24 protein-coding genes and 1 tRNA gene are annotated in these 21,938 nt (G+C 65.9%); 15 read left to right on the forward strand and 10 right to left on the reverse strand.

Annotated features, from left to right (window positions below):
• The first annotated feature begins 8 nt into the window (after positions 1 to 8).
• Positions 9 to 84: transfer RNA gene (locus tag ACQP0C_RS06210), tRNA-Ala, on the forward strand.
• Positions 85 to 183: 99 nt separating this feature from the next.
• On the opposite strand, the gene ACQP0C_RS06215 is transcribed toward ACQP0C_RS06210, so the two are convergent.
• Together ACQP0C_RS06215 and ACQP0C_RS06220 are read right to left on the reverse strand one after the other, a co-directional pair.
• Positions 184 to 354, reverse strand: coding sequence for an Imm32 family immunity protein (locus tag ACQP0C_RS06215; protein WP_433731392.1), 171 nt, complete (start codon positions 352 to 354; stop codon positions 184 to 186).
• 228 nt (positions 355 to 582) lie between these two features.
• Positions 583 to 1,179 (reverse strand): TetR/AcrR family transcriptional regulator, encoded by a 597-nt coding sequence (locus ACQP0C_RS06220; protein ID WP_433731394.1) that lies wholly within the window; start codon positions 1,177 to 1,179, stop codon positions 583 to 585.
• A 71-nt stretch (positions 1,180 to 1,250) separates the two neighbouring features.
• Between ACQP0C_RS06220 and ACQP0C_RS06225 the strand changes: the two genes are divergently transcribed.
• Both ACQP0C_RS06225 and ACQP0C_RS06230 read left to right on the forward strand, forming a co-directional pair.
• Entirely contained in the window at positions 1,251 to 2,204 is a 954-nt protein-coding gene (locus ACQP0C_RS06225) for a TauD/TfdA dioxygenase family protein (protein WP_433731396.1), read from the forward strand.
• Positions 2,205 to 2,209: 5 nt separating this feature from the next.
• Entirely contained in the window at positions 2,210 to 2,845 is a 636-nt protein-coding gene (locus ACQP0C_RS06230; RefSeq protein WP_433731398.1) for a DUF3159 domain-containing protein, read from the forward strand.
• A 65-nt stretch (positions 2,846 to 2,910) separates the two neighbouring features.
• Here ACQP0C_RS06230 and ACQP0C_RS06235 read toward each other — a convergent pair whose 3' ends face one another.
• The 4 genes from ACQP0C_RS06235 to ACQP0C_RS06250 all read right to left on the reverse strand — a co-directional run bounded on the left by ACQP0C_RS06235 (position 2,911) and on the right by ACQP0C_RS06250 (position 5,905).
• A complete protein-coding gene (locus ACQP0C_RS06235; protein WP_433731401.1) occupies positions 2,911 to 3,201 on the reverse strand; it encodes a RyR domain-containing protein in 291 nt (96 codons plus the stop codon).
• 3 nt (positions 3,202 to 3,204) lie between these two features.
• Positions 3,205 to 4,524: a toll/interleukin-1 receptor domain-containing protein gene (locus ACQP0C_RS06240; RefSeq protein ID WP_433731403.1), complete on the reverse strand. Its 1,320-nt coding sequence runs from the start codon at positions 4,522 to 4,524 to the stop codon at positions 3,205 to 3,207.
• Positions 4,521 to 4,973, reverse strand: coding sequence for a DUF4231 domain-containing protein (locus ACQP0C_RS06245; RefSeq protein WP_433731405.1), 453 nt, complete (start codon positions 4,971 to 4,973; stop codon positions 4,521 to 4,523). Before ACQP0C_RS06245 ends, ACQP0C_RS06240 begins: the two co-directional genes overlap by 4 nt.
• Positions 4,974 to 5,215: 242 nt before the next feature.
• Positions 5,216 to 5,905, reverse strand: a complete 690-nt coding sequence (locus ACQP0C_RS06250; RefSeq protein WP_433731407.1) for a hypothetical protein — start codon at positions 5,903 to 5,905, stop codon at positions 5,216 to 5,218.
• Positions 5,906 to 6,068: 163 nt separating this feature from the next.
• Between ACQP0C_RS06250 and ACQP0C_RS06255 the strand changes: the two genes are divergently transcribed.
• From ACQP0C_RS06255 to ACQP0C_RS06270, 4 genes are all read left to right on the forward strand, one after another.
• Positions 6,069 to 6,629: a hypothetical protein gene (locus ACQP0C_RS06255; RefSeq protein ID WP_433731409.1), complete on the forward strand. Its 561-nt coding sequence runs from the start codon at positions 6,069 to 6,071 to the stop codon at positions 6,627 to 6,629.
• 12 nt (positions 6,630 to 6,641) lie between these two features.
• On the forward strand, positions 6,642 to 7,961 hold the full coding sequence (locus ACQP0C_RS06260) for a Dyp-type peroxidase (RefSeq protein ID WP_433731411.1): 1,320 nt from the start codon (positions 6,642 to 6,644) through the stop codon (positions 7,959 to 7,961).
• A gap of 11 nt (positions 7,962 to 7,972) precedes the next feature.
• The gene (locus ACQP0C_RS06265) at positions 7,973 to 8,986 is read left to right on the forward strand and encodes a hypothetical protein (RefSeq protein WP_433731413.1); all 1,014 of its coding nucleotides are present in this window, start codon (positions 7,973 to 7,975) and stop codon (positions 8,984 to 8,986) included.
• A 114-nt stretch (positions 8,987 to 9,100) separates the two neighbouring features.
• A complete protein-coding gene (locus ACQP0C_RS06270; RefSeq protein WP_433731415.1) occupies positions 9,101 to 9,469 on the forward strand; it encodes a hypothetical protein in 369 nt (122 codons plus the stop codon).
• Positions 9,470 to 9,493: 24 nt separating this feature from the next.
• Here ACQP0C_RS06270 and ACQP0C_RS06275 read toward each other — a convergent pair whose 3' ends face one another.
• A complete protein-coding gene (locus ACQP0C_RS06275; RefSeq protein WP_433731417.1) occupies positions 9,494 to 10,033 on the reverse strand; it encodes a helix-turn-helix transcriptional regulator in 540 nt (179 codons plus the stop codon).
• Between the two features lie 115 nt (positions 10,034 to 10,148).
• Between ACQP0C_RS06275 and ACQP0C_RS06280 the strand changes: the two genes are divergently transcribed.
• From ACQP0C_RS06280 to ACQP0C_RS06295, 4 genes are all read left to right on the forward strand, one after another.
• Entirely contained in the window at positions 10,149 to 11,006 is an 858-nt protein-coding gene (locus ACQP0C_RS06280) for an SDR family NAD(P)-dependent oxidoreductase (RefSeq protein WP_433731419.1), read from the forward strand.
• Positions 11,003 to 11,836, forward strand: coding sequence for an SDR family NAD(P)-dependent oxidoreductase (locus tag ACQP0C_RS06285; RefSeq protein WP_433731420.1), 834 nt, complete (start codon positions 11,003 to 11,005; stop codon positions 11,834 to 11,836). The genes ACQP0C_RS06280 and ACQP0C_RS06285 overlap by 4 nt, the downstream gene beginning before the upstream one ends.
• Positions 11,837 to 12,097: 261 nt before the next feature.
• Positions 12,098 to 13,774, forward strand: coding sequence for a DUF4331 domain-containing protein (locus ACQP0C_RS06290; protein ID WP_433731422.1), 1,677 nt, complete (start codon positions 12,098 to 12,100; stop codon positions 13,772 to 13,774).
• A gap of 70 nt (positions 13,775 to 13,844) precedes the next feature.
• On the forward strand, positions 13,845 to 15,164 hold the full coding sequence (locus ACQP0C_RS06295) for a tetratricopeptide repeat protein (protein WP_433731424.1): 1,320 nt from the start codon (positions 13,845 to 13,847) through the stop codon (positions 15,162 to 15,164).
• Positions 15,165 to 15,321: 157 nt separating this feature from the next.
• Here the strand turns inward: ACQP0C_RS06295 and ACQP0C_RS06300 are convergent, their stop codons facing one another.
• The gene (locus ACQP0C_RS06300) at positions 15,322 to 15,942 is read right to left on the reverse strand and encodes an antibiotic biosynthesis monooxygenase (RefSeq protein WP_433731426.1); all 621 of its coding nucleotides are present in this window, start codon (positions 15,940 to 15,942) and stop codon (positions 15,322 to 15,324) included.
• 164 nt (positions 15,943 to 16,106) lie between these two features.
• Between ACQP0C_RS06300 and ACQP0C_RS06305 the strand changes: the two genes are divergently transcribed.
• Positions 16,107 to 16,913: a hypothetical protein gene (locus ACQP0C_RS06305; protein ID WP_433731428.1), complete on the forward strand. Its 807-nt coding sequence runs from the start codon at positions 16,107 to 16,109 to the stop codon at positions 16,911 to 16,913.
• Positions 16,914 to 17,149: 236 nt separating this feature from the next.
• Here ACQP0C_RS06305 and ACQP0C_RS06310 read toward each other — a convergent pair whose 3' ends face one another.
• The gene (locus tag ACQP0C_RS06310) at positions 17,150 to 18,046 is read right to left on the reverse strand and encodes an alpha/beta fold hydrolase (protein WP_433731430.1); all 897 of its coding nucleotides are present in this window, start codon (positions 18,044 to 18,046) and stop codon (positions 17,150 to 17,152) included.
• A 128-nt stretch (positions 18,047 to 18,174) separates the two neighbouring features.
• Between ACQP0C_RS06310 and ACQP0C_RS06315 the strand changes: the two genes are divergently transcribed.
• The 3 genes from ACQP0C_RS06315 to ACQP0C_RS06325 all read left to right on the forward strand — a co-directional run bounded on the left by ACQP0C_RS06315 (position 18,175) and on the right by ACQP0C_RS06325 (position 20,546).
• Positions 18,175 to 18,615 carry a universal stress protein gene (locus ACQP0C_RS06315; RefSeq protein ID WP_433731432.1) on the forward strand — a complete coding sequence of 147 codons (441 nt, stop codon included), beginning with the start codon at positions 18,175 to 18,177 and terminating at the stop codon, positions 18,613 to 18,615.
• Between the two features lie 59 nt (positions 18,616 to 18,674).
• Entirely contained in the window at positions 18,675 to 19,601 is a 927-nt protein-coding gene (locus ACQP0C_RS06320) for a cyclase family protein (RefSeq protein WP_433731434.1), read from the forward strand.
• A gap of 96 nt (positions 19,602 to 19,697) precedes the next feature.
• Positions 19,698 to 20,546 (forward strand): GNAT family N-acetyltransferase, encoded by an 849-nt coding sequence (locus ACQP0C_RS06325; RefSeq protein WP_433731436.1) that lies wholly within the window; start codon positions 19,698 to 19,700, stop codon positions 20,544 to 20,546.
• Here ACQP0C_RS06325 and ACQP0C_RS06330 read toward each other — a convergent pair.
• Positions 20,543 to 21,793 carry a KasA/KasB family beta-ketoacyl-ACP synthase gene (locus tag ACQP0C_RS06330; RefSeq protein WP_433731438.1) on the reverse strand — a complete coding sequence of 417 codons (1,251 nt, stop codon included), beginning with the start codon at positions 21,791 to 21,793 and terminating at the stop codon, positions 20,543 to 20,545. The genes ACQP0C_RS06325 and ACQP0C_RS06330 overlap by 4 nt on opposite strands.
• Positions 21,794 to 21,938: the final 145 nt, after the last annotated feature.

The following is a 21,938-nucleotide window of genomic DNA, read 5'->3' on the forward strand; positions in this document are numbered from 1 at the left end:
AGCCGCACGGGGCTATAGCGCAGTTGGTAGCGCGTCTCGTTCGCATCGAGAAGGTCAGGGGTTCGATTCCCCTTAGCTCCACCAGAAGCCCAGCTCAGGCTGGGCTTTTTGCTTTCCGGTCCCATTGCCCTGCGGTGGGTCGTAGCCATTGATGCTGACCCCGACCGAGTCTGAGGATCGGCTCTACGGCTGCGGCATGCCCCCGTGCGGACTGTTGAGCACCAGGGGCGCCGAGCCCTTCCGCAGATAGCCGAAGTCCTCGTAGTACTCGATGTGCTGATACCCGCCGTCCGTCATGGACCCCACGCTGCGGAGGTCCTCCGCGAGGAGCGCTCGGCCCTCCCCGTCCCCCACCAGGAGCAGGACCCGGCGCTGCTCGACGACCTGGACGAGCAGCCGAGGACCAGCGTCCGAGCGGACTTCGACAGCAGCGGGGCCAGTTCCTCCATGAGCGCGACCACACCTGCTTCCGTCAACGCCAGTCGCTGAAGCGCCACGACGGCGACAGCTACCGACATCCTGAGGGCGCTCCGCGCCTCCCTCTCACCGCCGAGAAGGCTCGAGCCACCAGCGCGGATCGGGCTATTGGTCTTGGTCGGCGGGGGATTGTGGGCTGCTGGACAGGATTCGGACGGCTTCGGCGTTGATGGCCTGTCGCAGTTCAGCATTCGGGATGTTGTCGAGCCCGGCGGCTTTGCGCAGGAAGGGCTCGAACAGTTGCCAGCCGAGTACGAACGCAGCAGCGTGTGCGACGGAGAGGGCGGCGTCGTGGTCGTCGGCTCGTTGTAAGCGGGTCTGCTCGATCAGGGCCGTGATGACAGGAAATCGGCTCTGCATCTGTCCGACCGGGTAGCCGTCGAGAATGCAGCGTGCCAGTACGACCCAGTGTCGGCGCAGACGGGGGTCGTCCGGCGACAAAATGCCGGTATCGACGAGCTCGGCGGTCTCGGCGGAGAGGTGATCGAGTACGGCCGTCACCAGTTTGTCCTTGGCGCCGAAGTGCCGGAATACCAGCCCGTGGTTCACCCCTGCCCGCTCGGCGATGTCCCGGATCGACGTCGCGGCCGGACCGCGCTCGGCGAACAGATCCGCTGCGTGGGTGAGCACCGCGGACACGACGGCGTCGCGACCGAGCGGGTTGCTGTCGTCGGGAGACGTCCTTGCACCCTCTGTAGTCATGCGACTACAGTAGCTCATGCAGCTGTAGTCAATTGACTACAGCCTCACTTACTCCGAGAAAGAAGGTCGCCATGTCCGTGATCACCGATAAGGACCCGGCCGCCGGCGTCACGCCCCGCACCGTTCAGCTCCCCGGATACCCGGTCCGATCCGGCCCGTTCACGCATATCGCCGCCGAGCGTGACCGGCTCGCCCAGCTGAGCTGGCAGCATTTCGACGCCCGCCAGGTCGGCGCAACCCTCGGCGCGGAGATCTCCGGGGTGGACCTGACCACCGAATTGCCGAACGCGGTGATCGTCGAACTGCGGCAGGCGCTGCACGAGTACAAGGTGCTGTTCTTCCGCGACCAGCCGCTCACCCCGGAACGGCACGTGGCCTTCGCGCGACGGTTCGGCACGCTCGAGGTCCACCCGTTCATCCCCTCCAACACCGACCAGCCCGAACTCGTGCGATTCGAAAAGAGCGCTCAGGTCGGCGGTTTCGAGAACGCCTGGCACCACGACGTCACCTGGCGCGAACAGCCATCGATGGGCGCTGTCCTGCATGCGATTTCGGTGCCCCCGATCGGCGGGGACACGCTGTTCGCCGACATGTACGCCGCATACGACGCCATCGACGAGGAGACCCGGGCTCGGATCGAAAACCTCGACGCCGTCCATGATTTCACTCGCGCGTTCGGGCACATGCTCAACGATGAGCAGCGGGCGAAGATGCGCGCCGAGCATCCGGCGGTGGCCCACCCGCTGGTGTGCACGCACGCCGTCACCGGCCGCAAGCACCTCTACGTCAACCGGGTCTTCGCCGACCGCATCCACGGCTCGGACCTCGAGCAGGGCCGTGCGTTGATCGACCGGTTGTGCCGGACGGCCGATGCTCCCGAGCATCAGGTTCGGCTGCGATGGGAGCCCGACACCGTCGCGTTCTGGGACAACCGCGCCGTCCAGCACTACGCCGCCAGTGACTACTGGCCCCATGTGCGCATCATGGAACGCGCCTCCATCGTCGGCCCCCGGCCTGCCCGTTGACCGAAATGACATTCGACGACAGCCGGTCGGTGACCCCGCACGACTCCGCGCGAGCACGACCAGCCGCCAGGGTGCTCGGGCAGGCCGTCATCGCGCATGGCGGCGTTCGGCACCTCGTCGACGCCGTCACGCCGGTCGCGGTATTCCTGGTCGGATATCAACTGTTCGGGACCGGTCCGGCGGTTGCGGCCGCGTTGACCGCGGCGGCCCTGCTCGCCGGATGGCGGCTGCGGCGCGGTGATTCGGCGAAGGTCGTTATGGTCGCCTTGGCTGCTGTCACCGCCTATTCGGCGCTGGTGCTGTTCACCGGTGAGGGCCGTGCCTTCTTCCTGCCCGAGATCGTCGGCTGTGCGGTCGCGACTGTCGCCTTCGGCGCCACCCTGATCCGTGGCCGTCCGTTGAGTCTGCTTGTGTGCCAACGCATCCGGATCGAACCGGCCGATGTCGACCAGCCCCGGATCCGCAAGCACCGGCGCCTGACCGCGGCCTGGGCCGTGATGTGGGCACTACATGTGCTGATACTCCTGCCGCTGTATGCCGCCGATCAGATCACCGCCCTGGCATTGGGGACCATGCTGCTCGGCAAGCCCTCGGTACTCATCGCCGTCGCCACCTCATGGGTGTGGGTCCGCAAGCGATAGCCGACGGCACGCATGCCGATGGCACGAACGTGAGACGAAGCCGCTGCGTCGGCACCCGCGGGCCGTCAATCCGCGGGCGGGACTATCCGATAGCCGAGGGTCAGGACCGCTTTGATGGTTTCGGTGGCGAGTTCCCGGTCGTAGTCCTTCTCCTGCTCGGGCAGGTCCGGATAGGGAACTAGGCAGGGGTGTGTCAGCAGGTCGTCGCTGCGGGACGGGCCATAGCGCCAGCCTTCCGACATCCGGCGCGCTGCCCAGCGGTCGTGTGCGTTCTCGGCCAACCGTTCAACGAGCTTCTGAATATTCGGCGGCAGCCGCACCGAGCTCGTGTCGACGGGCGCTGGTGTCCACTCCATGTGTCATGCTCCGAGGAAGAGACGGTCCATATCGGCGACGATGCGGGCGACTCGGTCCGCGATACCGAGATCGGCGATGTCGACGCCCTGTTCGGCGATCACCTCACCTTGGCTGTCGTCGAGGAAGTACGGAACGATGGTGAGCTGTCCGTCGGCGCTGAGCCGTTGCGCGGTGGTCAATTCTTGTCTGCACCATTCGCTGTGCCAGTAGGACTCGCTTACCAGCGGCACGAAAACCCGGCTTGCTGTGACCAGACTTTCCAGCCGCTGCTGCCACTGCTGTCCCAACGGGATCGTGTTGTTGTAGACGTAGTGGAAGAACGAGAAATTCAACAGTTTCAGCGCGCGTCCCAGCTCACCGGCCAGCGCGGCGTCCGAGCGTGCGGTGCTGAGGAAGATGGTGCCCGCGGTGCGCCCGATGCTGCGGATGTAGCCGACGCCCTCTTCGAGTGACCGGAACTGCTGGCGCGGCAGATCGAAGCCGCTCAGCTGCTGATCGAGCCGAACGACGAGATCATCGGCGTCGTGCCATCGCAGCACCAGGTCGTCCTGCGCCGCCGCGGCGCGCAGCGCACCGCCTGCGACCAGCGGCGGTATGGAAGTCTTTGTGCCCGAGTCGGTTTCGTGGATCAGGTCGAGGGTGGGGATGAACCGCCCGACCAAGGTCGGATAGAACCACGCGGGAACCGCGCGCGATGCCACATCGACGACGACGAACTCGAACCGATCGAGGCGAAAGGCGATATCGGCGGGATCCCGCAGGTGCCAGGGCGCCTCAGCGACCGCATAGCCGTAGCGTTCCAGCAGCGCGATGATCACCGGTCGGATCTCGCGGTACGCGGGATTGTTGGGCAATGCCAGACCGACCTCGCCACGCAATTGGTCGGCCGCCGCCGAGTAGGCCTGGCTCTCCAACAGCAACCGGTGAAACGATTGTTCGAAATCGTCTCCATAACTGGCGAGTTCGTCGCGATCGAAGACATGAACCTCGTCCACGTCGAGAAAATGCCTGCGCGAGATGCCCTTTTCGGCGAAGACGAGCCTCGGCTTGCGCGCCCGCACCGCGAGTCCGTACTCGTGCACCATGAACGGCGAGCATCGGTAGGTCTGTTCGCTCGGCCGCAGCGGAATCACCGCGACGAAGCAGGCGCTGCGACGCATCACCATTTCCAGATGGCAGGTGGACAGGGCACCCGACTGCGGATCCACGGTGAACCCGAAGCCGTGTGATTCCAGTTTGCGCCAGAAAAACTCCGACGCGTCGCGGTCTTCGGCTCGGTAGCTGTGGCTGAAGTAGGTGGGTATCCGGCGTCGCGCGGTCATCGCGCCTCGCGGGTCCGGCCTGGTGTCGCGATCTTCAGCCAAGCGCTCATTTCCTTCTGCTCGATGGTGGTGACGGCGCTCGCCAACACCGCGTCCCTCGTATCGGGGTCGGCGTAGGGGCCGGACTGGGTGTGGTAGAGCCGACGCTCCGCCTCGACGGCCTCGCGGGCCTGGCTGAACCGCAAATAGTTGTCGTGCCAGTGGAATTGCGCACGGAGTCCGCCGATGACGACGAGGACCGATCCGAGCACCGCCGGGATATCGGTGTTTCCCCGCAGCAGTACGGCCGCGACGGGAATCGCGGCGGACACGAGCAGTTGCAGCACCTCGGTGACGCGGTGATATCGCCGGGCCTTGATCGCGGCGTGCCGATACCACTCGTATGACCCGTCGGCCACGGTCAGTGCGTAGTCTTTCGCATCCCCTGGTTCCGCCGCGTTGCCGCCCATCCCCACCTCCCACTTCGCCTGCCCCACATGGTAGGAGTCAGATGACGCGACAGTCGGACGAATTCGGTAACCGGACTACCACCGACGGTGCATATCGGACAGGACACGGCCGAGCGCTCCGATGCGGTCCGCGCGCGGCGGCGTTCGTCGCCGATGCCACGGATCTTGCCGCGGGCTCAGAGGCCGAACAGGGTTCGCAGGATCATGAAGATGCTCGTCTATGGGGGTGCTGCGGCACAGCATCAATCGTGCTGGGTGCGTTGTTGTTCGGTGAGTCTGGAGCGGGTCAGGATAAGGCAGCTGACCACTAACACCCAGGCGGGGAATACCAGCTCCGCCCACTTGCTCATCTCACTGACGATGAGCAGTGTCAGGGCTACCAAATAGCTGAGGATGGCGAGCCAGCGGGGCATCAGCCTGGTCTTGAACCAAATCGTCGCGAGCGAGATCATGAATACGGCCGCCATGCGAAGCGCATAAGTTTGGCTCGCCGAAACCAAGAAATGTGTGCCGAAGTTGATCACCTCGGCGCGGGCGGTCGGGTCGGTGACGTCGGTGTTGCTCGCCACCAAGCCGGCGGCGACGGCGGTAGCAACGAACATCATCGCCAGAAATAGCAACCCGCTGCCGAGGAATACGGATAGGAAGAATCGGTCTTCGTAGCGCCCGAATCCGTCGCGCACGACGCCGATGAACCAGAGAAAGCTGATTCCGGCGAAGGGCATCAGCACCGTCGCCGTCGTGATCGCACTCTGTTGGCTCTTCAGCCACTGAGTTGAATCCTCAAGGCCCTCAGGCATTTTGATGCGTATCACGATGAGCGTCGTACCGAACAACACTGCGAAGGCGATGCCGGCCAGTGCGGCGGCTCGCGGCGTGGACAAATGGCGCGGTGTCGGCGCCGAGTTGGTATCCTGCGGCGGTGTTGACATGATGTCATCCTGTCAAACCGGGGCGCCGGTGGCGGGGATTCGGAGCTTCCGAAATTATCTCGAATGCCCACTACGGCGAAGATAGCCGAATCTTTGCGGCAGTATCGGCCAACTGCGTACCATGCTTGATGTCCATACTGCGACGGTAAAGGCAGGTGACGCCATGCCAGCGACCGATCAGGACTGGAGTAGACCGGCGGCGATGGCCATCCCCAGGGAGGGTTATTTCGAGCTGGAGCGGGGTCGGTACGGCCCGATTTATCCACGGACGCCCGCCTGCTACGGGTTCTCGATCATCGCAAAGGTGAAACCGGGCCGAGAAGAGGCTGTTCGCGCATACGGAAAGCAGATCGAAGAGGCGGTAGCGGGTAGTCCAGATGTGCTGGCACCACTGCGGTTGCACTATCTGCGGTGGGTGTTGTTCGATGTCGGCTCGGGCCTGCATTTCCAGTACCAGGGCATCTTCGACACCGATTTCGACAAGTACACCGAGGACGCCGTCGCACTCTTCAGCCAGACCGGTATCACGACCGTTTTCACCAATCTCGAAGGGTTCCCGGAGGATTGGCAGGAAAATCCGGCGGCCTTCGTGAAATTCGTTCGGGAACACCAGTGTTCGAGCTTCCTCGAATACGGCGAGTACCCCTACGTCACCGCCGACGAGATCAAAAAGGCGCTGCGGCTCGAGGCGGCGTTCTCCGACATGCTCGACCAGATGCAGTAGATCGTCGGGCCGATGCTCGAACTCGACGATATTCAGCACATCCTGCTGACCCGCACCCCGGCGATGACCGGGCGCTACGAGTTCCTGTCCTTCGACGATCCCGCCGGGGGCCGGGCCTGGTTGACCGAGCTGCTGGACCGGGTGCAGTCGGCCGCGGACGTGCGCGCCACGATGGACAGCTCCGAGCGCTGGATCACGCTGGCCTTCACCTGGCGCGGGCTGCGGGCGCTGGGGGTGTCGGAGCAAGCGCTTGCCACGTTCCCCGCCGAGTTCCGTGAAGGCATGGCCGCGCGCGCCGACATCCTGGGCGATACGGGTGCGAATCACCCCGATAACTGGGTCGGCGGGCTCGCCGGTGATGATCTGCACGCGATCGCGATCCTGTTCGCCCGCACCGATGCCGAACACCAGCGGTGCACCGCCGAGCACCACAAGCTGGTGGCTCGCTGCCAAGGCGTGCGCGTGTTGTCCTTCTTGGATTTGAATGCGACACCGCCATTCGACTACGCCCACGACCACTTCGGTTTCCGAGACCGGTTGTCCCAGCCCGTGATCGAGGGATCCGGTGAGGAACCGACGCCGGGGTCGGGCGCAGCGCTGAAACCCGGCGAATTCATCCTCGGCTACCCGGATGAGGAGGGGCCGGTCCACCTGTTGCCGCAGCCGGAGGTGTTGTCCCGCAACGGCAGCTATATGGCCTACCGGCGGCTGCAGGAACACGTCGTCGCGTTTCGGAGCTATCTGCGCGAGCGCGCCGACACCCCGGACGGGCAGCAGCTGCTCGCCGCGAAGCTCATGGGCCGCTGGCCGAGCGGCGCCCCCTTGACGCTGGCGCCGGACCACGATGATCCGGAGCTGGGCGCCGATCCCATGCGGAACAACGACTTCAACTACGAACAAATGGACCCGCACGGCTACGCGATACCGCTCGGCTCGCACGTGCGGCGGCTCAACCCACGCGATACCGCACCGAATATGAACCGCCGCAGGATGATTCGCCGCGGCGCCACCTATGGTCCGGCGCTGCCGGAGGACGCGCCCGATGACGGGGTGGATCGAGGCATTGCCGCGTTCATCATCTGCGCCAGCCTGGTCCGCCAGTTCGAGTTCGCCCAGAACGTCTGGATCAATGACAAGGCATTCCATGAACTCGGCAATGAGCGCGACCCCATCTGCGGTACCCAGGACGGCACCCTGGAGTTCACGATCCCCAAGCGGCCCATCCGCAAGGTGCTCACGGGGCTACCGGCATTTACCACGCTCAAGGGCGGCGCGTACTTCTTCCTGCCGGGTATCCGCGCACTGCGATACCTGGCCTCGCTCGACAGTTGAGAGGTGACAGCATGAGCACCCTGCCGCGGGCACGCACCTACAACCAGGACCACATTCCGCGCAAGCGCGACGGCCGGCGGCGGATGAGCATCTATTGGACGTGGAGTTATCCGTGGGAGGCGCAACGCGATCCCGCCGAAATATACAACCGCTTCTCCACGATGACCGAGGTCCGCAATGTCACGTGGCCGAGTTACGAGACCGTCGAGTATGACGCGGCGCACTTCCTGCAGGGTGTCGCGGGCACATTGGAGCTCTTCCATCGCTCGACACTCGCGTTTCAGCGGCTGGCGGGGGAGGCGACCGGTCATCCCGTCGCGGTATTCCAGCGCATCGACCAGGCCGGTTACACCTTGCCGATCGACGAGCGGATCCTTTCGGATACCGACACGCTCATGGTGTTCGGGCTCGATCACGTCCTGTCCGAGCAGCAAGCCGCACCCGAGGAGTGCGCTGCGATCCGGGAGTGGCTGCAACGTGAAGGCACCTGCCTGCTGCTCGCGCCGCACCACGACGTCGGCTTCACCGACGACTTCACCCAGCGACAGATCGAATACCAGCATCACGGCGACCCACTGGTCCCCCGTCAGCAGCGATTCGGCCAGTACACCCGCTCACTGATGAAAGCGCTCGACGTGCCCGTGCACAACAAATGGGGCCTGCGCCCCGCGGTCGTGAACGGCACCGACGAGATCGCCCCCCTGACCGGATTCCGAGATCTGGACGCACTCCACCTGCTGGACAACGTCACCACCTTCAACTTCCACCCCCACCTGCCGCACTACGAACTCACCGCCCCGGAAACCGACTCACTACGAGTCCTCGGCCGCCAACGCGTAGACCCCGATCGCCCCCACCCCTTCACCGCCGCCGGCAACACAGAATTCAACACCCTGATCTGGATGCCCCCCACCGCCCCCCGCGCAGGCGACATCATCCTCCTCGACTCCACCAACTTCACCACCCTCTTCGGCGGCACCGACAGCCTCGAAAACCTCTGGCACAACCTCGCCACCATGAGATGACCCCCAAGGGGGGCGACCGATTGCCTTGTGTGGGTGGCCGTGTCAGCCTGGTGTACAGGGCAGTTCCGCTGAGCGAGTCGTTTGGAGCGGGTCCTGGCATCCGAGGAGGGCGCGGTGAGGTATCGGGCCGGGCTCGCGGGGGAGGCGACGCTGCGGGTCACCGTCGAGTTCAGTGATGCCGGGTCTCGGTCGCTCGGTATCGAGTGGTCGCCCGTTGCGTCGGGCGCGCACAAGAAGCTCGAGTATGCGCGGATCTTCCTGGTGCCGTTGGGAAGTGAGGGGCGGCGGGTGTATCTGGGCATTGTCGACGGGCGGGCCTCGACGTCGGTGCGGTTGCCCGAGGCGCTGGCCGACGGCGAGTACGCCATGGAGGTGGATGCTTATGGCAGTGCGAGCTGGGGCGACGGGCGGCTGGACGCGCGCGGGCGCAGCGCGACGTTCGTAGTCGGTGCGGGCGGGTTGCCCTGCGGCACTGGGGGTTAGCTCTCGGCGCTCGTCGGCCGGGTTTCAGGATTTTCGCTGCTTGCTGGGTGGATGGGATTGCGTCCATTCCGCCCAGTCGCCGAGTGCGTCGGTCAGGCGGATACCCGCTTCGGCGGCAATGCGGATCGATTGGGTTTGTGGGCCGGTGCCGAAATCGCCGCGGTCCTTGGCCGCGGCGATTTCGCGGTAGTAGTCGGCGAGGCGGCGGTAGTACGCGGCCTCCCGGTCGAGGTATTCGGCGAGTTTGTCGGGATCCATCATCCAGAAGAACATCGATCGCAGCAGCGGTTCCAGCCGGAAGGTGTGGTCGACTTCGACCTCGGTCAGCCAGCGGCGCACCTCGGTCAGGCCGGCATCGGTGATGCGGTATTCCTTGCGCCCGCGTGGCCCTTCGGCTTTGGTGGCGATGAACTCGTCGTCCTGTAGTTTGCGCAGCTCACCGTAGATCTGCGGATGCTTGGCGGGCCAGACCGAACCGAGCAGATCCTCGAATCGGCGGCTCAGATCCCAGCCGCTCGCCGGCCCCTCGGCCAGGAGGCCGAGCAGGGCATGTCTCAGTGACATGGGCGCCGCCCTTCATGTACTTGTTTACATGTAGGCATTGACATGTTCGTCCAAGCATGTAAATGTGAGTGCACCTGTTCAAGGTAACATGTCAATGTTTACTCATGGAGGACCCATGTCCGAGGACATGAAGGGCAATGTGTTCATCACCGGTTCCGCCGGCGGCATCGGTGCGGCCATCACCGATCTGCTCGTCGGCCAGGGCTATACCGTTTACGCCGGTGTGCACTCCGATCGGCGCTCCGGATCCGGTAGCCGGGCGGTACCGATCGATGTGACCGACCCCGACAGCGTCGCCGCGGCGGCCGAACACGTGGCGTCCGAGGTGGGGCCGGCGGGCTTGCGCGCGGTGATCAACAATGCCGGGATCATCGTGCAGGGACCACTGGAACTGGTCTCTCCCGATCAGCTGCGACTTCAGTTCGAGGTCAACACTTTTGGCCCCACCTACGTCACCCAGGCATTCCTTCCGCTGCTGCGCGCCGGCGGTGGGCGGGTGATCAATATCAGCGCCCCGACGGCCCGGTTGCCGATACCGTTCCTGGGCCCCATTTCCGCGAGCAAGGCGGCACTGTCATCGCTGTCGGATGCATTGCGACTGGAGTTGCGGGCGTGGCGAATTCCGGTGGTCGTCGTCGAACCGAGTGCCACGCAGACCGAGATCTTCACCAAGGCCGAGCAATCCGCACAGGCCGCACTGGTCGCTGCCGATCCCACGCGGACAGCGCTTTACCAGTATCAACTCGCCGCTGTCGCGAAAACGTCGGCCGCGACCAAGATGGAACCGGTGGCTGCGGTGGCGAAGACGGTCGCCGCCGCGGTCTCGGCACGCGCGCCGAAGCGTCGCTACTCGGTCGGCGGTGGAGCCCGCATGCTCGGCCTGCTCACCCACTTTCCGCCGGGCCTGCGCGAGCGAGCGCTCATCGCCGCCGCCGGTCTCGGCGCCGCGGCCCGTGCCGACGGTGCGCGATGAGTCCGCGCACGATCGTGCTCGTCGGTGCGACATCGGGAATCGGGCGGGAAGCCGCGGGCACACTCGCCGCCGCCGGTCACCGGCTGATATTGATCGGGCGGGATCCGCAGCGGGTGCGCGACCTGCGGGCGGCGTTGCCGACGGCGACCGTGATCGCTGCCGATGTCGCGACGAAGGCCGGAATCGACAGTGCCGCACAGCAAATCGCCGAATCTGTCGACCGGATCGATACCCTGATCAACAATGCGGGCGTTATGTCGCAACAGCGGACCGTCACCGCGGAGGGGATCGAACAGAACTTCGCCGTCCATCATCTCGCCCCGTATTCGATGACGAGTGCGCTACTGCCATTGCTGCGGCAGGGCGGCGGCCGGGTCGTCAATGTCAATTCCGAGGGTCATCGGGCGGCGCTGCTGCGCTCGGACCCCATCGACATCGAGTTCGAAGATCTCTACAGCACAAGGGATTACCACATCTTCGTCGCCTACAGCCGCAGCAAGCTCGCCAATCTTCACTTCAGCTACGAATTGCACCGCCGATTTCCCGAACTCGAGGTCGTCGCGGTGCACCCGGGGATGGTTCGCACCGATCTGGTTCGGGGTTTCTCCGGGCCGCGGATGCTGGCGATGCGCGCGCTCGCGCGCGCAATTTCGTTGCCGACCAGCGAAGGTGCGGGTCCGATCGTCCACTTGGCCACCGAGCCCGAGATTCGACGCGGCGCCTATTACAACCGGTACAGCCCGGAGCGGTCCTCACCCGTCTCTTACGATCTCGACACCTCGCGACGGATGTGGGAGGTCACCGAACAGTTGCGCGGTCTGTTCTTCTGACCGAAACCGCCTGCCGCAACGCCGCTGCAGCCCGGCTCGAACGCCGCCGCCAGCTGGACACCGACGACCAGCGGCGTGCGGTTCGGCCATCCTCATCGGCCCGACATCGGTCGATGTCGTCGAGCGCCAGATGGTGCGAGCTGCGGGGACGTCAAGACTGTTGTCGAGATAGGTCGATCGACCGATGTGGGGCATCGGGGCCGAGATCCACCATTGGCGACACCGACTCGAAAGTCGGCTGTAGCCAACGAAAGAAAACTCATGACCCGATCAACTCGACGCGGCGTGCGGCGCCGTGCCGTCGGCGCCTTGGCAGCCGTCGGAATCATTGTGCTCAGCGGGACGGTGGGTGGCCTCGGAGTACCGGTCGCCGGTGCCTCGAGCCATCGCGAGGCTCCGCTGATCGCTGGCGATCCAGCGGTGGACAACACCGACGTATACGCGTTCGTAAGCCCCGATAAGCCAGATACGGTGACAATCATCGCCAACTGGTTCGGGCTGCAGGAGCCCAATGGCGGTCCGAATTTCTACCCCTGGGCCACCGAGGCAAATTACGACATCAATATCGACAACGATGGCAACGGGAAACCGGATATCAGCTACCGGGTGACCTTCACCAACGACGATCGTCGTGGCGCTGCCACCTTCCTGTACGACAACGGGCCGGTCACCAGCCTGAACGATGAGAACCTGCTCTTCCGGCAGAACTACACGCTATCGGTCAGCCACGGTGCCAACGACTGGCGTCCGATCGTGCACGGCCAGGCGGCACCGTCGTATACCGGTTCGGCCTCGATACCCGACTACGCGCCGCTGCGTCAGCAGGCGACCCATGAGCTGCCAGGTGGCGGCTCGGTGTACGTCGGTGCCGCGGAGGATCCGTTCTTCCTCGATCTGCGGGTATTCGACCTGCTCTACGGCGGCAATCTGTCCGAGGTCGGTACCGACACGCTCGCCGGTTACAACGTCAATACCGTTGTGCTGCAGGTGCCGAGGCGTGATCTCGCACTGCGCGGTGATCCGGCGCGCAACCCGGTGATCGGGGTGTGGAGCGATACCGAGCGCCGCTCACTGCAGCTCAGCCCCGGTGCCGCGACGGCGGTCGGCGAGGCGGTGCAGGTATCCCGGCTCGGCAATCCGCTGGTGAACGAGGTGGTCATGCCGGTCGGGCTGAAGGACGCGTTCAACGGGCTGTCGCCGAGTAAGGACGCGACGATTCCCGAGGTGGTCGCGCGGGTCACCGATCCCGAGCTGGCGAAACTGATCCAAGCGGTCTACCAGGTGCCCGCACCCGCCGCCCCACGCAATGATCTGGTGGAGATCTTCCTGACCGGGATCGCGAAGAAGGCGCCGACGCTGGACGGCAGTGCGCCGCCCATTCAGGCGGATCTGAACTCGCAGGTCCTCAATGCCGATGTCGATCCCAAGACCTTCCAGCCATCGGAGATGTTGCGGTTGAACATGTCGGTGCCGCTGACGGCGCAGCCGAACCGGCTCGGCGTGCTCGGCGGTGATCTGCAGGGCTTCCCCAATGGCCGGCGACTGGCCGACGATGTGGTCGATATCGCGGTGCAGGCTATGGAGGGTGCGGCGCAGACCGGCAAACTGGTCGACGCGCTGGCCGCCGGGGACAAGGTCGATGCCAACGATGTGGCGTTTTCCACTGTCTTCCCGTACGTCGCGCTGCCGTCGCGAGGGAAGGCCGGATCGTCGGTGGCTGGCGACGGGCCGTCGAATGGCGCCGGGCCAGCGGTGGGCGGCACCAAACCCGCTGCGGCACAACAGGACAACGGTGGGCTGCCAGTGCTGCCGATCGCCGCTGGCGGGGTCGGCGCCAGTGCGGCGCTCGCTGCCGGTGGCTGGCTCTGGTTGCGCCGCAGGCGAGCCGCTGGGCTCAACACGCCGCCGAGCGAACTCAACACGCCGCCGAGCGAATGACATCCGCACCCGGGTAGCGGGACACCGCTACCCGGGTGATCACCCACCCCGCACCATCCGAGGTCCGACCATGTCCGCAATCCTTTCCCGCCTGCGCCGCGGGCCCGCGCTCGTGATGCTCGTCCTGATCCTGCTGATCGCTGCCGTCCTCGGGACGGCCGCGGCATTCACCGGCGGGGCATCGCAGACCGCCGCGCAATCCACCCAACCCATCGAACCGTTGGCCGTGCAGATCGACCAGAAGCGGCAACAACTGGACCGCGTGCCCGGCTATGCGGCGGGCTGGGCCGCACTGGGCGCCTCCTACGTCGAATTGGCCCGGATCACCGGCGATCCCGGGCATTACGGTGAGGCGCAGCGGGCGCTGGACCGATCGATGGAGTTGAAACCCGACGACAATGCCGAAGCGCTGACCGGGCTCGGTGTGCTCGCCAACGCGCGACACGAATTCACCGCCGCGCGCCGTTATGCGGAGCAGGCTGTCGCATTGCGGCCGGAAAGCGCCGAAGTGTACGGCGTGCTGGTCGACGCGCTGACCCAACTCGGCGATACCGATGCCGCGACGGCGGCCGTCCAGCGGATGCTCGACCTGCGTCCCGGTGTACCCTCCTTCACCCGCGCCGCCTACGACCTCGAACTGCACGGTCGCACCGAGGACGCGATGAACGCATTACGGATGGCGCTCGCCGCGGCGAATACCGTCGATCAGACCGCCTTCTGCCGCTACCATCTCGGCGAGCTCGCATTCAATAGCGGGCAGCTCGATGAGGCCGAAAGTCAGTACCGCTCCGGCCTTTTGGCCGATCCGGACAGTGCGGCGCTGCAGCAGGGGCAGGCCAAGGTATTCGCGGCACGCGGCGACCTCGAACAGGCGATCGCGCAGTACGCGGCACTGACCACCCGTGCGCCGCTGCCGGAGTACCTGATCGAATTCGGCGAACTGCTCGACGCCGCGGGCCGCCCCGAGCGGGCCGCCGTCGAGTATCGACAGGTCGCCGAGCAGTTCCGGGCACTGCAGGCACAGGGCGCGACCGACTATGTGGACGCCGCCCTGCTCGCCGCCGAGCACGGCGACCCGGCCGAGGCAGTGCGGCTGGCGCAGCTGGAATACGGCCGCCGCCAGAGCATTATCGCCACCGACGTACTTGCCTGGTCACTGCACAAGGCCGGACGCGATGAGGAGGCGATCGGCTACGCCGACCGCACGATCGCTCTCGGCTGGCGCAGCGCCACCCTCGCCTACCACCGCGGCATGATCCTCGCGGCGCTCGGCCGCACCGATGCGGCGGCCAGCGCGCTGTCGCAGGCATTGCGGATAAATCCGGACTTCTCCCCGCTGCATGCTCCCCGGGCCCGGCAAGCGCTCGATTCGCTCGGCGGCCTTCGATGATCCAGGTGCGCGCCGAACTCCCGCCCGGCTACCACACCGCCAGCTGTCCGGTAGTCGACAGGGCGCAACTCGGCCGCGCGGCAAGAGGTGCCGAAGCGCCACTGGCGCGGCCGAGTTGCTCGACGGCACCGTCGGCAATGACGGCACCGCCACGTGGTTACACCAATTCGGGTACGCGCAGGTGGGCGAGTGCCAATTCGAACTCGCCGATGTCGGTCACCGCCATACCGGCTTGTCCAGCGATTCGGTCCCGCATGGCGGTTGCCTGGTCGCGGTTGCGGTCCATCGCATCGGCGTTGTCGAAGGTGACAGATGAAACGCCGCGCCCGGATGCCCGGTCGACCAGCAGACTGGCGCTGCAGAAGCCCTCGAGGCCTTCCATTGCGGGCAGGGCTTGGGACTTATAGGTGTCGATCGCCGAGTCGGCCCGACTCGGGTCCATCTTGCTCCAGACCACGCGAGCACACGCGCCCTCCCGCGAGCGGTGGTCCCGGTGCAAGGCGGCAATCTCCCAGTGTTCGATCAGTGCGCCGCCGCGGAACGTCTCGGCGGCACGATCCCGGATCGAGCGAACGCGCTCCGCGCTTTCGCGCATCGCATCCTCGGTCTCCCATGCGGTCGTCGCAATGCACCGGCCGGACTTCCGGTCGACCAGCAGCGACAGCCCGATACAGCCGGGGATGTCTTCCAGAGCGGGCAATGTTACGTCGCGAACGTGCGCAATCCCGGCATCGATAGCGGAGGGTTGCGCCTGAATAGTGGTAGAACGTGCGTACACGATCCACCCCCTCGGGGTGTTCAGGGCAGCGCCCCGATGGCGCCACCGGTACGTTCACACTGCTCCGACACGCCCGCAATGGCAATAGCGGCTTGCCTTCCAGCACACCCTCCGCAACCTGCCGCGATCGACACCGGGATGCGGATTTTCGTACTGTAGAACATATGAGCGAACGGGAGTTGGTCGGCCGATCCGGCTTACCTGCGGGGGCGCGGGAGTTTCGGGGCGACTTCGAAGTGCATATCACCGTGCGGGCTGGGGCAACAGGGGTGGATGCGCTCGAAAGGTATGCGGGGCAGCGCAATATGAAGTTCACCCAAATCGTGCTGGCGCGGGGGCGGGTATGCGATCAGCCCATGGTGACGGTGCGGCGGTCCGGAACGCTTGCGGCGGTGCGGGATTCGGCATCCGAGCTGGTCGAGGGCATGCGTGACGCTGGATTCGCCGTTGTGCGGGTGAAGCTGGAGGCCTCGCCGTTGGCCGATGGGGTGCCCGAAAATGATATTGCGGCCAGGGAACTGGGCGCGCAGCGCCCGCAGCTGCGCATGTTCCTCGCGGCGGCGAATAGCGTCGACTGGCGCGAATTCGCCGAGCAGCACCCACATTTGGCCTATGCGCACCAGGAATTCGTCTGGCGGTTCGCGGCCGGGCTCATCCCGACACTGCCGTACGAGACGCGGGCGCTGTACCGCACACTGCTCACCGACCGCGTAGTGGAGTTGTCCGAACTGCGCGCCGCGTTGGCCTCGGGCGGCTTGTCCGCGGTCGCCGAACGGATCGCCGAATCCGACTGGTCGACCCTCGAACAGGTGGTGCTGGTTCGCAAACTGCTCGGCCGCGCCGAATGCTCGCTGCATCAGGCCGCTGATCTGGTGGCCGCGATACAGCCCGGGCTGATGCGAGATGCGGGCGACTATCGCGGGCTCGGCGATCCGCATCGAATCGCGACGGCGCTGGCTCCCTACGTCTGATCCCGCGCATCGTGGGCAGATCGAAGGTCTGTCGGATCTGATGGGTGAATTCAGCACGCGTCTGTTCGCCTGTGCCGCTCCGGCAGCCCGGATGTTCACCCGGAAGCTCGCCATGGCCCGGGGCGAGAATGTTGTTCCATCGCCGAACTGTGGACGCCCCTGGCCGAGCTCAGTGCCGACGCCGATGACCCGGCGATCCCGCATCGGCGCGAGCCCGAGAGTTGCAGCGATAAAGGCTATTTCGTGGCTGCGGCGAGTTCGATCAGACGGGCGCGGACGATATCGGGGCGCTCATCGGCGACGAAATGTCCACAACCGGTGACGGGTTCGAAGATGTAGTCGTCGGCTTTGGCGGTATCGGCGGCGGCGAGGGAAGGGTGCACGGCGACGTCTTCGACGCCGAAGACCGCGCGGACCGGGATGGTGATGCGGCGGCGTTCCGGATTGCGTGTGGCGTCGGGGACTTCGCGCAGCCAGAAGGTTCGGTAGGTGTCGGTGGCGGCGCGGGCGCAGACCGGATCGCGGAACCGGTCGGCGAAGATGCGCACCGCCTCGGGGCCGAAGGCGCTGTGGTCGGTGATCGCGGCGCCGATGACCCGCTCGAGGAACTTCGTGCGCTGTTGCAATGGCACACCCACGGTGGCGACCAGGGGTTGATAGGTGAGGAAGCGCCACAGATGGCGCAATACCGTCGGTACCGGAACCCATGGATGCGCCATATTCAGCACGAGATAGCCGTCGAAGCGATCGGGTTCGCGCAGCACCATGCGATATCCGACGTATCCGCCCCAATCGTGGCCGACCAGCAGCACCCGGTCCAGACCGAGCGCGTCGAGGAGTGCGAGCACATCGGAGGCCACGTCCTCCTTCGCCCACCGATGCGGCGCGGGGCCCGACCAGCCGTAGCCCGGCAGATCGGGCGCGATGATCCGGAGCCCATCGGGTGGGTCGGCGAGCAGGTGCCGGTAGGCGTAATGGTGCTCCGGCCAGCCGTGCAGCAGCACGACCGGCCGACCGTCGACAGGTCCGGCCTCGGTGACGTGGAATCGGACATCGCGGGCGGTGATGAACGAACGGCGCACACCGGGGATGACTGGCGGCTCGGAGACAGCGGTACCGTCGGTAACGGGCATACGGTCACCATAGTTCGCTCGGGGTCTGCCGAACACCTTCCACAGTCGGATACGAACACCTCCCGTGGGCGGATGGCGAACTCTTCACGCCGCTGGACCACGATCGACGGGAGGATCACACTGGAGATGTGTTCCAGCGGATCGTGGTGGGATACGACGACTCGCCCGGCGCCCGCAAGGCTCTTCGGATCGCGCTCGAGTTGGCCGCCGCGCACAAATCCGCGCTCACCGTCGTCGCCGTGGAGGAGCATCGGCCGCTCTACCGGCCGGTGATCGGTGAGATCGAGGAGGAGCGCTCGGTCGAGGAGGAGACCAGCCGCCGTTGGCTGGCCGCGGCGGCCGCGGCGGCAGCCGAACGCGGCATCGCCATCGAAGCCGAGGTCCGCGCCGGACACCCCGCACATGAACTCGCCATCGCCGCAACGCATCACGAGGCGGATCTGCTCGTCCTGGGCCGCAGCGGCCATTCGGCGATCTGGGGTCGCTTCATCGGAGCGACCGCCGAGAAGGCCGCCCGACACGCCGATTGCTCGGTGCTCATCGCCCAGGACGGGCATGCGCCGAAGTGAGTCGCTGCGCCGCGCGACGTTCGCCGCCGCGATCCGGCCGCGAACGGTAGATTGCCGCCATGGCACTGCCCCGGGAATTCCTCGATATCGCTGAGCGGGTGAACAACTGGGGACGGTGGGGTGCTGACGACGAGATCGGCACCCTCAATCTCATAACCGATGAGGTCGTCCGCAATGCCGCGGCCACGGTGCGCACCGGGCGGCGGGTCGCGTTGGCGGTTCCGTTGCAGCAGTACGGAATACAGACCGGACTGATACCGGGACGGGTCGATCCGCTGCATTCCATGATCGCGCTGAACTGGGAGATGTTCGGACCCGGACTGGTCGCCACCAGTGACGACGTCGTGACGATGGGACTGCAGGCCGCCACCCACTGGGATGCGCTGACCCATGTCTCGCATTCCGGCCGGATCTACAACGGACGTCCGGCCGACACCATCACCGCGCACGGCGGCGCCGCCTTCAGCGGAATCGATAAGGCCCGCCATATCGTCTCGCGCGGTGTGCTGCTCGATATCGCGGCCGCCCATGGCGTCGATCGCCTCCCCGGCGACCACGCCGTCGGACCCGAGGACCTGCTGGCCGCCGAGGAATTGGCGCGCACCCAGGTCCGTGCCGGGGATGTGGTGCTGGTACGGACCGGCCAGATGCGGTTGTATCTGGCGGGCGACAAACAGGGGTATGCCGTTCCCGCACCGGGACTTTCGGTGCGCAGTCCGGAATGGTTCCACGCCCGTGATGTCGCGGCCGTCGCGAACGACACCCTGGCATTCGAGATCTTCCCGCCGGAGTTCGACAACGGGTGGCTGGCGGTGCACGCATTGCATCTGGTCGAGATGGGCATGCTGCAGGGGCAGAACTGGAATCTCGAGGAGCTGTCGCGGATCTGCGCCGAGGAGGGGCGCTACGAATTCCTGCTCAGCGCAATGCCCGAACCGTTCGTCGGTGCTACCGGGACACCGGTCGCACCGGTCGCGATCTTCTGACCAACGGTGCCGACCCGCATTACCGGGACACGTCGAACCAGCTCGGCGACTGAAAAACAGGTGACTCGAGCACTATCGGCGAGGTAGGAATTCCCCATGCCATCTGAGTTCGCCTCGGGTTTGTTCACAGGACAGGACCTCGCAGCGCGCGTCGAGCACGCCGAACGCACCCTGATCGAGGAAGGTGCACGCGCGGCCGCGCGCCGGGATCCGCGCGAGCGAGTGCTGCTGCACCCCATCGGCAGCGGCGTCGCGGTGTGGGCGGGCGCGGGATCGCCGCTCGACAAGGTCGTCGCCGTCGGAATGGGCGGTGCATTCGACGACGCCGAGCTGGAGGCCGTCGAACAGGCCTTCGCCGAGCGCGACGCACCGGTGCAGTTCGAGGTCTCGACCCTCGCCGATCCTGCCGTCGTCGAATGCCTGACCCGCCGCGGCTACGTGCTGGTCGGCTTCGAGAACGTCCTCGGTCTGCGACTCGACCCGGACCGCAAGGCCCAGCTGGCCGACGGCGTGCAGATCCGCGATGTCGAGCACGAGGAATTCGATACCTGGGTGAACGTGATCGTTGACGGCTTCGCCACGCCGGACACCCAGGGCGTCGCCTCGCACGAGGAGTTCCCGCGCGAGGCGCTCGAGCGCGCCGAGCGGGACCTCACCGCGACAACCGGTTTCGTCGGTTCCCTGGCCTGGATCGACGGCGTGCCCGCCGGCGGCGCGAGCCTGCGCCTCAGCGACGGCCTCGCCCAACTGTGCGGTGCGGCGACCCTGCCCGAATTCCGTCGACGCGGTGTCCAGGCCTCATTGCTGTCGGTGCGCCTCGCCGTCGCGGCGGCCGCGGGCTGTGACCTCGCGGTGGTGACCACACTGCCCGGTTCGAAGTCACAGCAGAATGTGCAGAAGCTGGGCTTCCAGCTGCTCTATCCGCGCGCCATCCTGGTCCGCTAGTACCGGCCGAAGGCGAGCGCGACATTGTGCCCGCCGAATCCGAACGAATTGTTGATCGCGTACTCGATCTCCTGCTGGCGCGCCTCACCGTGCACCACATCGAGATCGATCTCGGGATCGAGGTTTTCCAGGTTCAGGGTCGGCGGCACGACGCCGTCGCGGATGCTGAGCACGGTCAGGATCGATTCGAGCGCGCCCACCGCGCCGATGGAATGTCCCAGTGCGGATTTCGGCGCGTAGACCGAGGCGTGGTTGCCGACGGCCTTGTTGATGGCGCGCGCCTCGGCGACATCGCCGATCGGTGTCGCGGTGGCGTGCGCGTTGATGTGGGTGATGTCCTTCGCCGTCAGACCCGCGGTCTGCATCGCCCGGGTCATCGCGCGGGCGGCGCCATCGCCATCCGGCGCCGGAGCCACCAAATGGTAGCCATCGGAGGTGATTCCGGCGCCGAGCAGCCGCGCGTGAATGGTCGCGCCGCGCGCCTTGGCGTGCTCCTCGGTTTCCAGGACCATCAGCGCACCGGCCTCGCCGAAGACGAAGCCGTCGCGATCCTTGTCGAACGGACGTGAGGCGCCCTTCGGGTCGTCGTTGCGGGTGCTCATGGCGCGCATCATGGTGAATGCCGCGATCGGCAGGACATCGATGTAGCCCTCGACACCGCCGGTGACGACCATATCGGCGTCACCCATCGCGATCATGCGCCACGCGTTGGCAATCGCCTCCGACCCGGACGAGCACGCCGAGACCGGGGTGATCACTCCGGCCCTGGCCTTCAGTTCCAGACCGACGACGGCCGACGGGCCATTGGGCATGATCATCTGCACGGCCAGCGGCGAAATCTTGCGATAGCCACCGTTCTTCAACTTGCTGTTCGCATCGGTGATCGCATCCGCGCCACCGATGCCGGTGCCGATCGCCACCCCGAGTCGCTCGGGATCCACCTCCGGACTGCCCGCATTGCGCCATACCTCCCGACCGAGGACGGTCGCGAGCTGTTCGACATAGGCCATGCGGCGCTGCTCGACCCGGGTCAGCAGAGTATCCGGCCGCACCTTCAGGTGACCGCCGATGCGCACCGGAAGTTCGTACTCTTCGATGAACGGATCGTCCAGCTCCTCGATTCCGCTCTCGCCGTTGAGGAGTCCCTTCCACGTCGCATCGACATCGCCAGCGATCGAGGTGGTCGCCGCGAGACTCGTCACGACGACGTTCGGGAATCGTCCATCGGCGGTAAAGAGGTTACGCACGAGCGTCACTCCTGATTTCTCTTCCGGTAACTCGGTTTCGGTGTCCTGACGAGTGCCTTATGCGAAGCGGACAGGCGTACAGCCGGGCCGCCGCAACTCGACATCATTGTCGAGCGGTATCGTCGTAGGCGTTTCCCGGTGCTGG

Origin of the sequence: Nocardia sp. CA-129566, assembly GCF_050956075.1 — a bacterium.
Lineage (GTDB): Bacteria > Actinomycetota > Actinomycetes > Mycobacteriales > Mycobacteriaceae > Nocardia.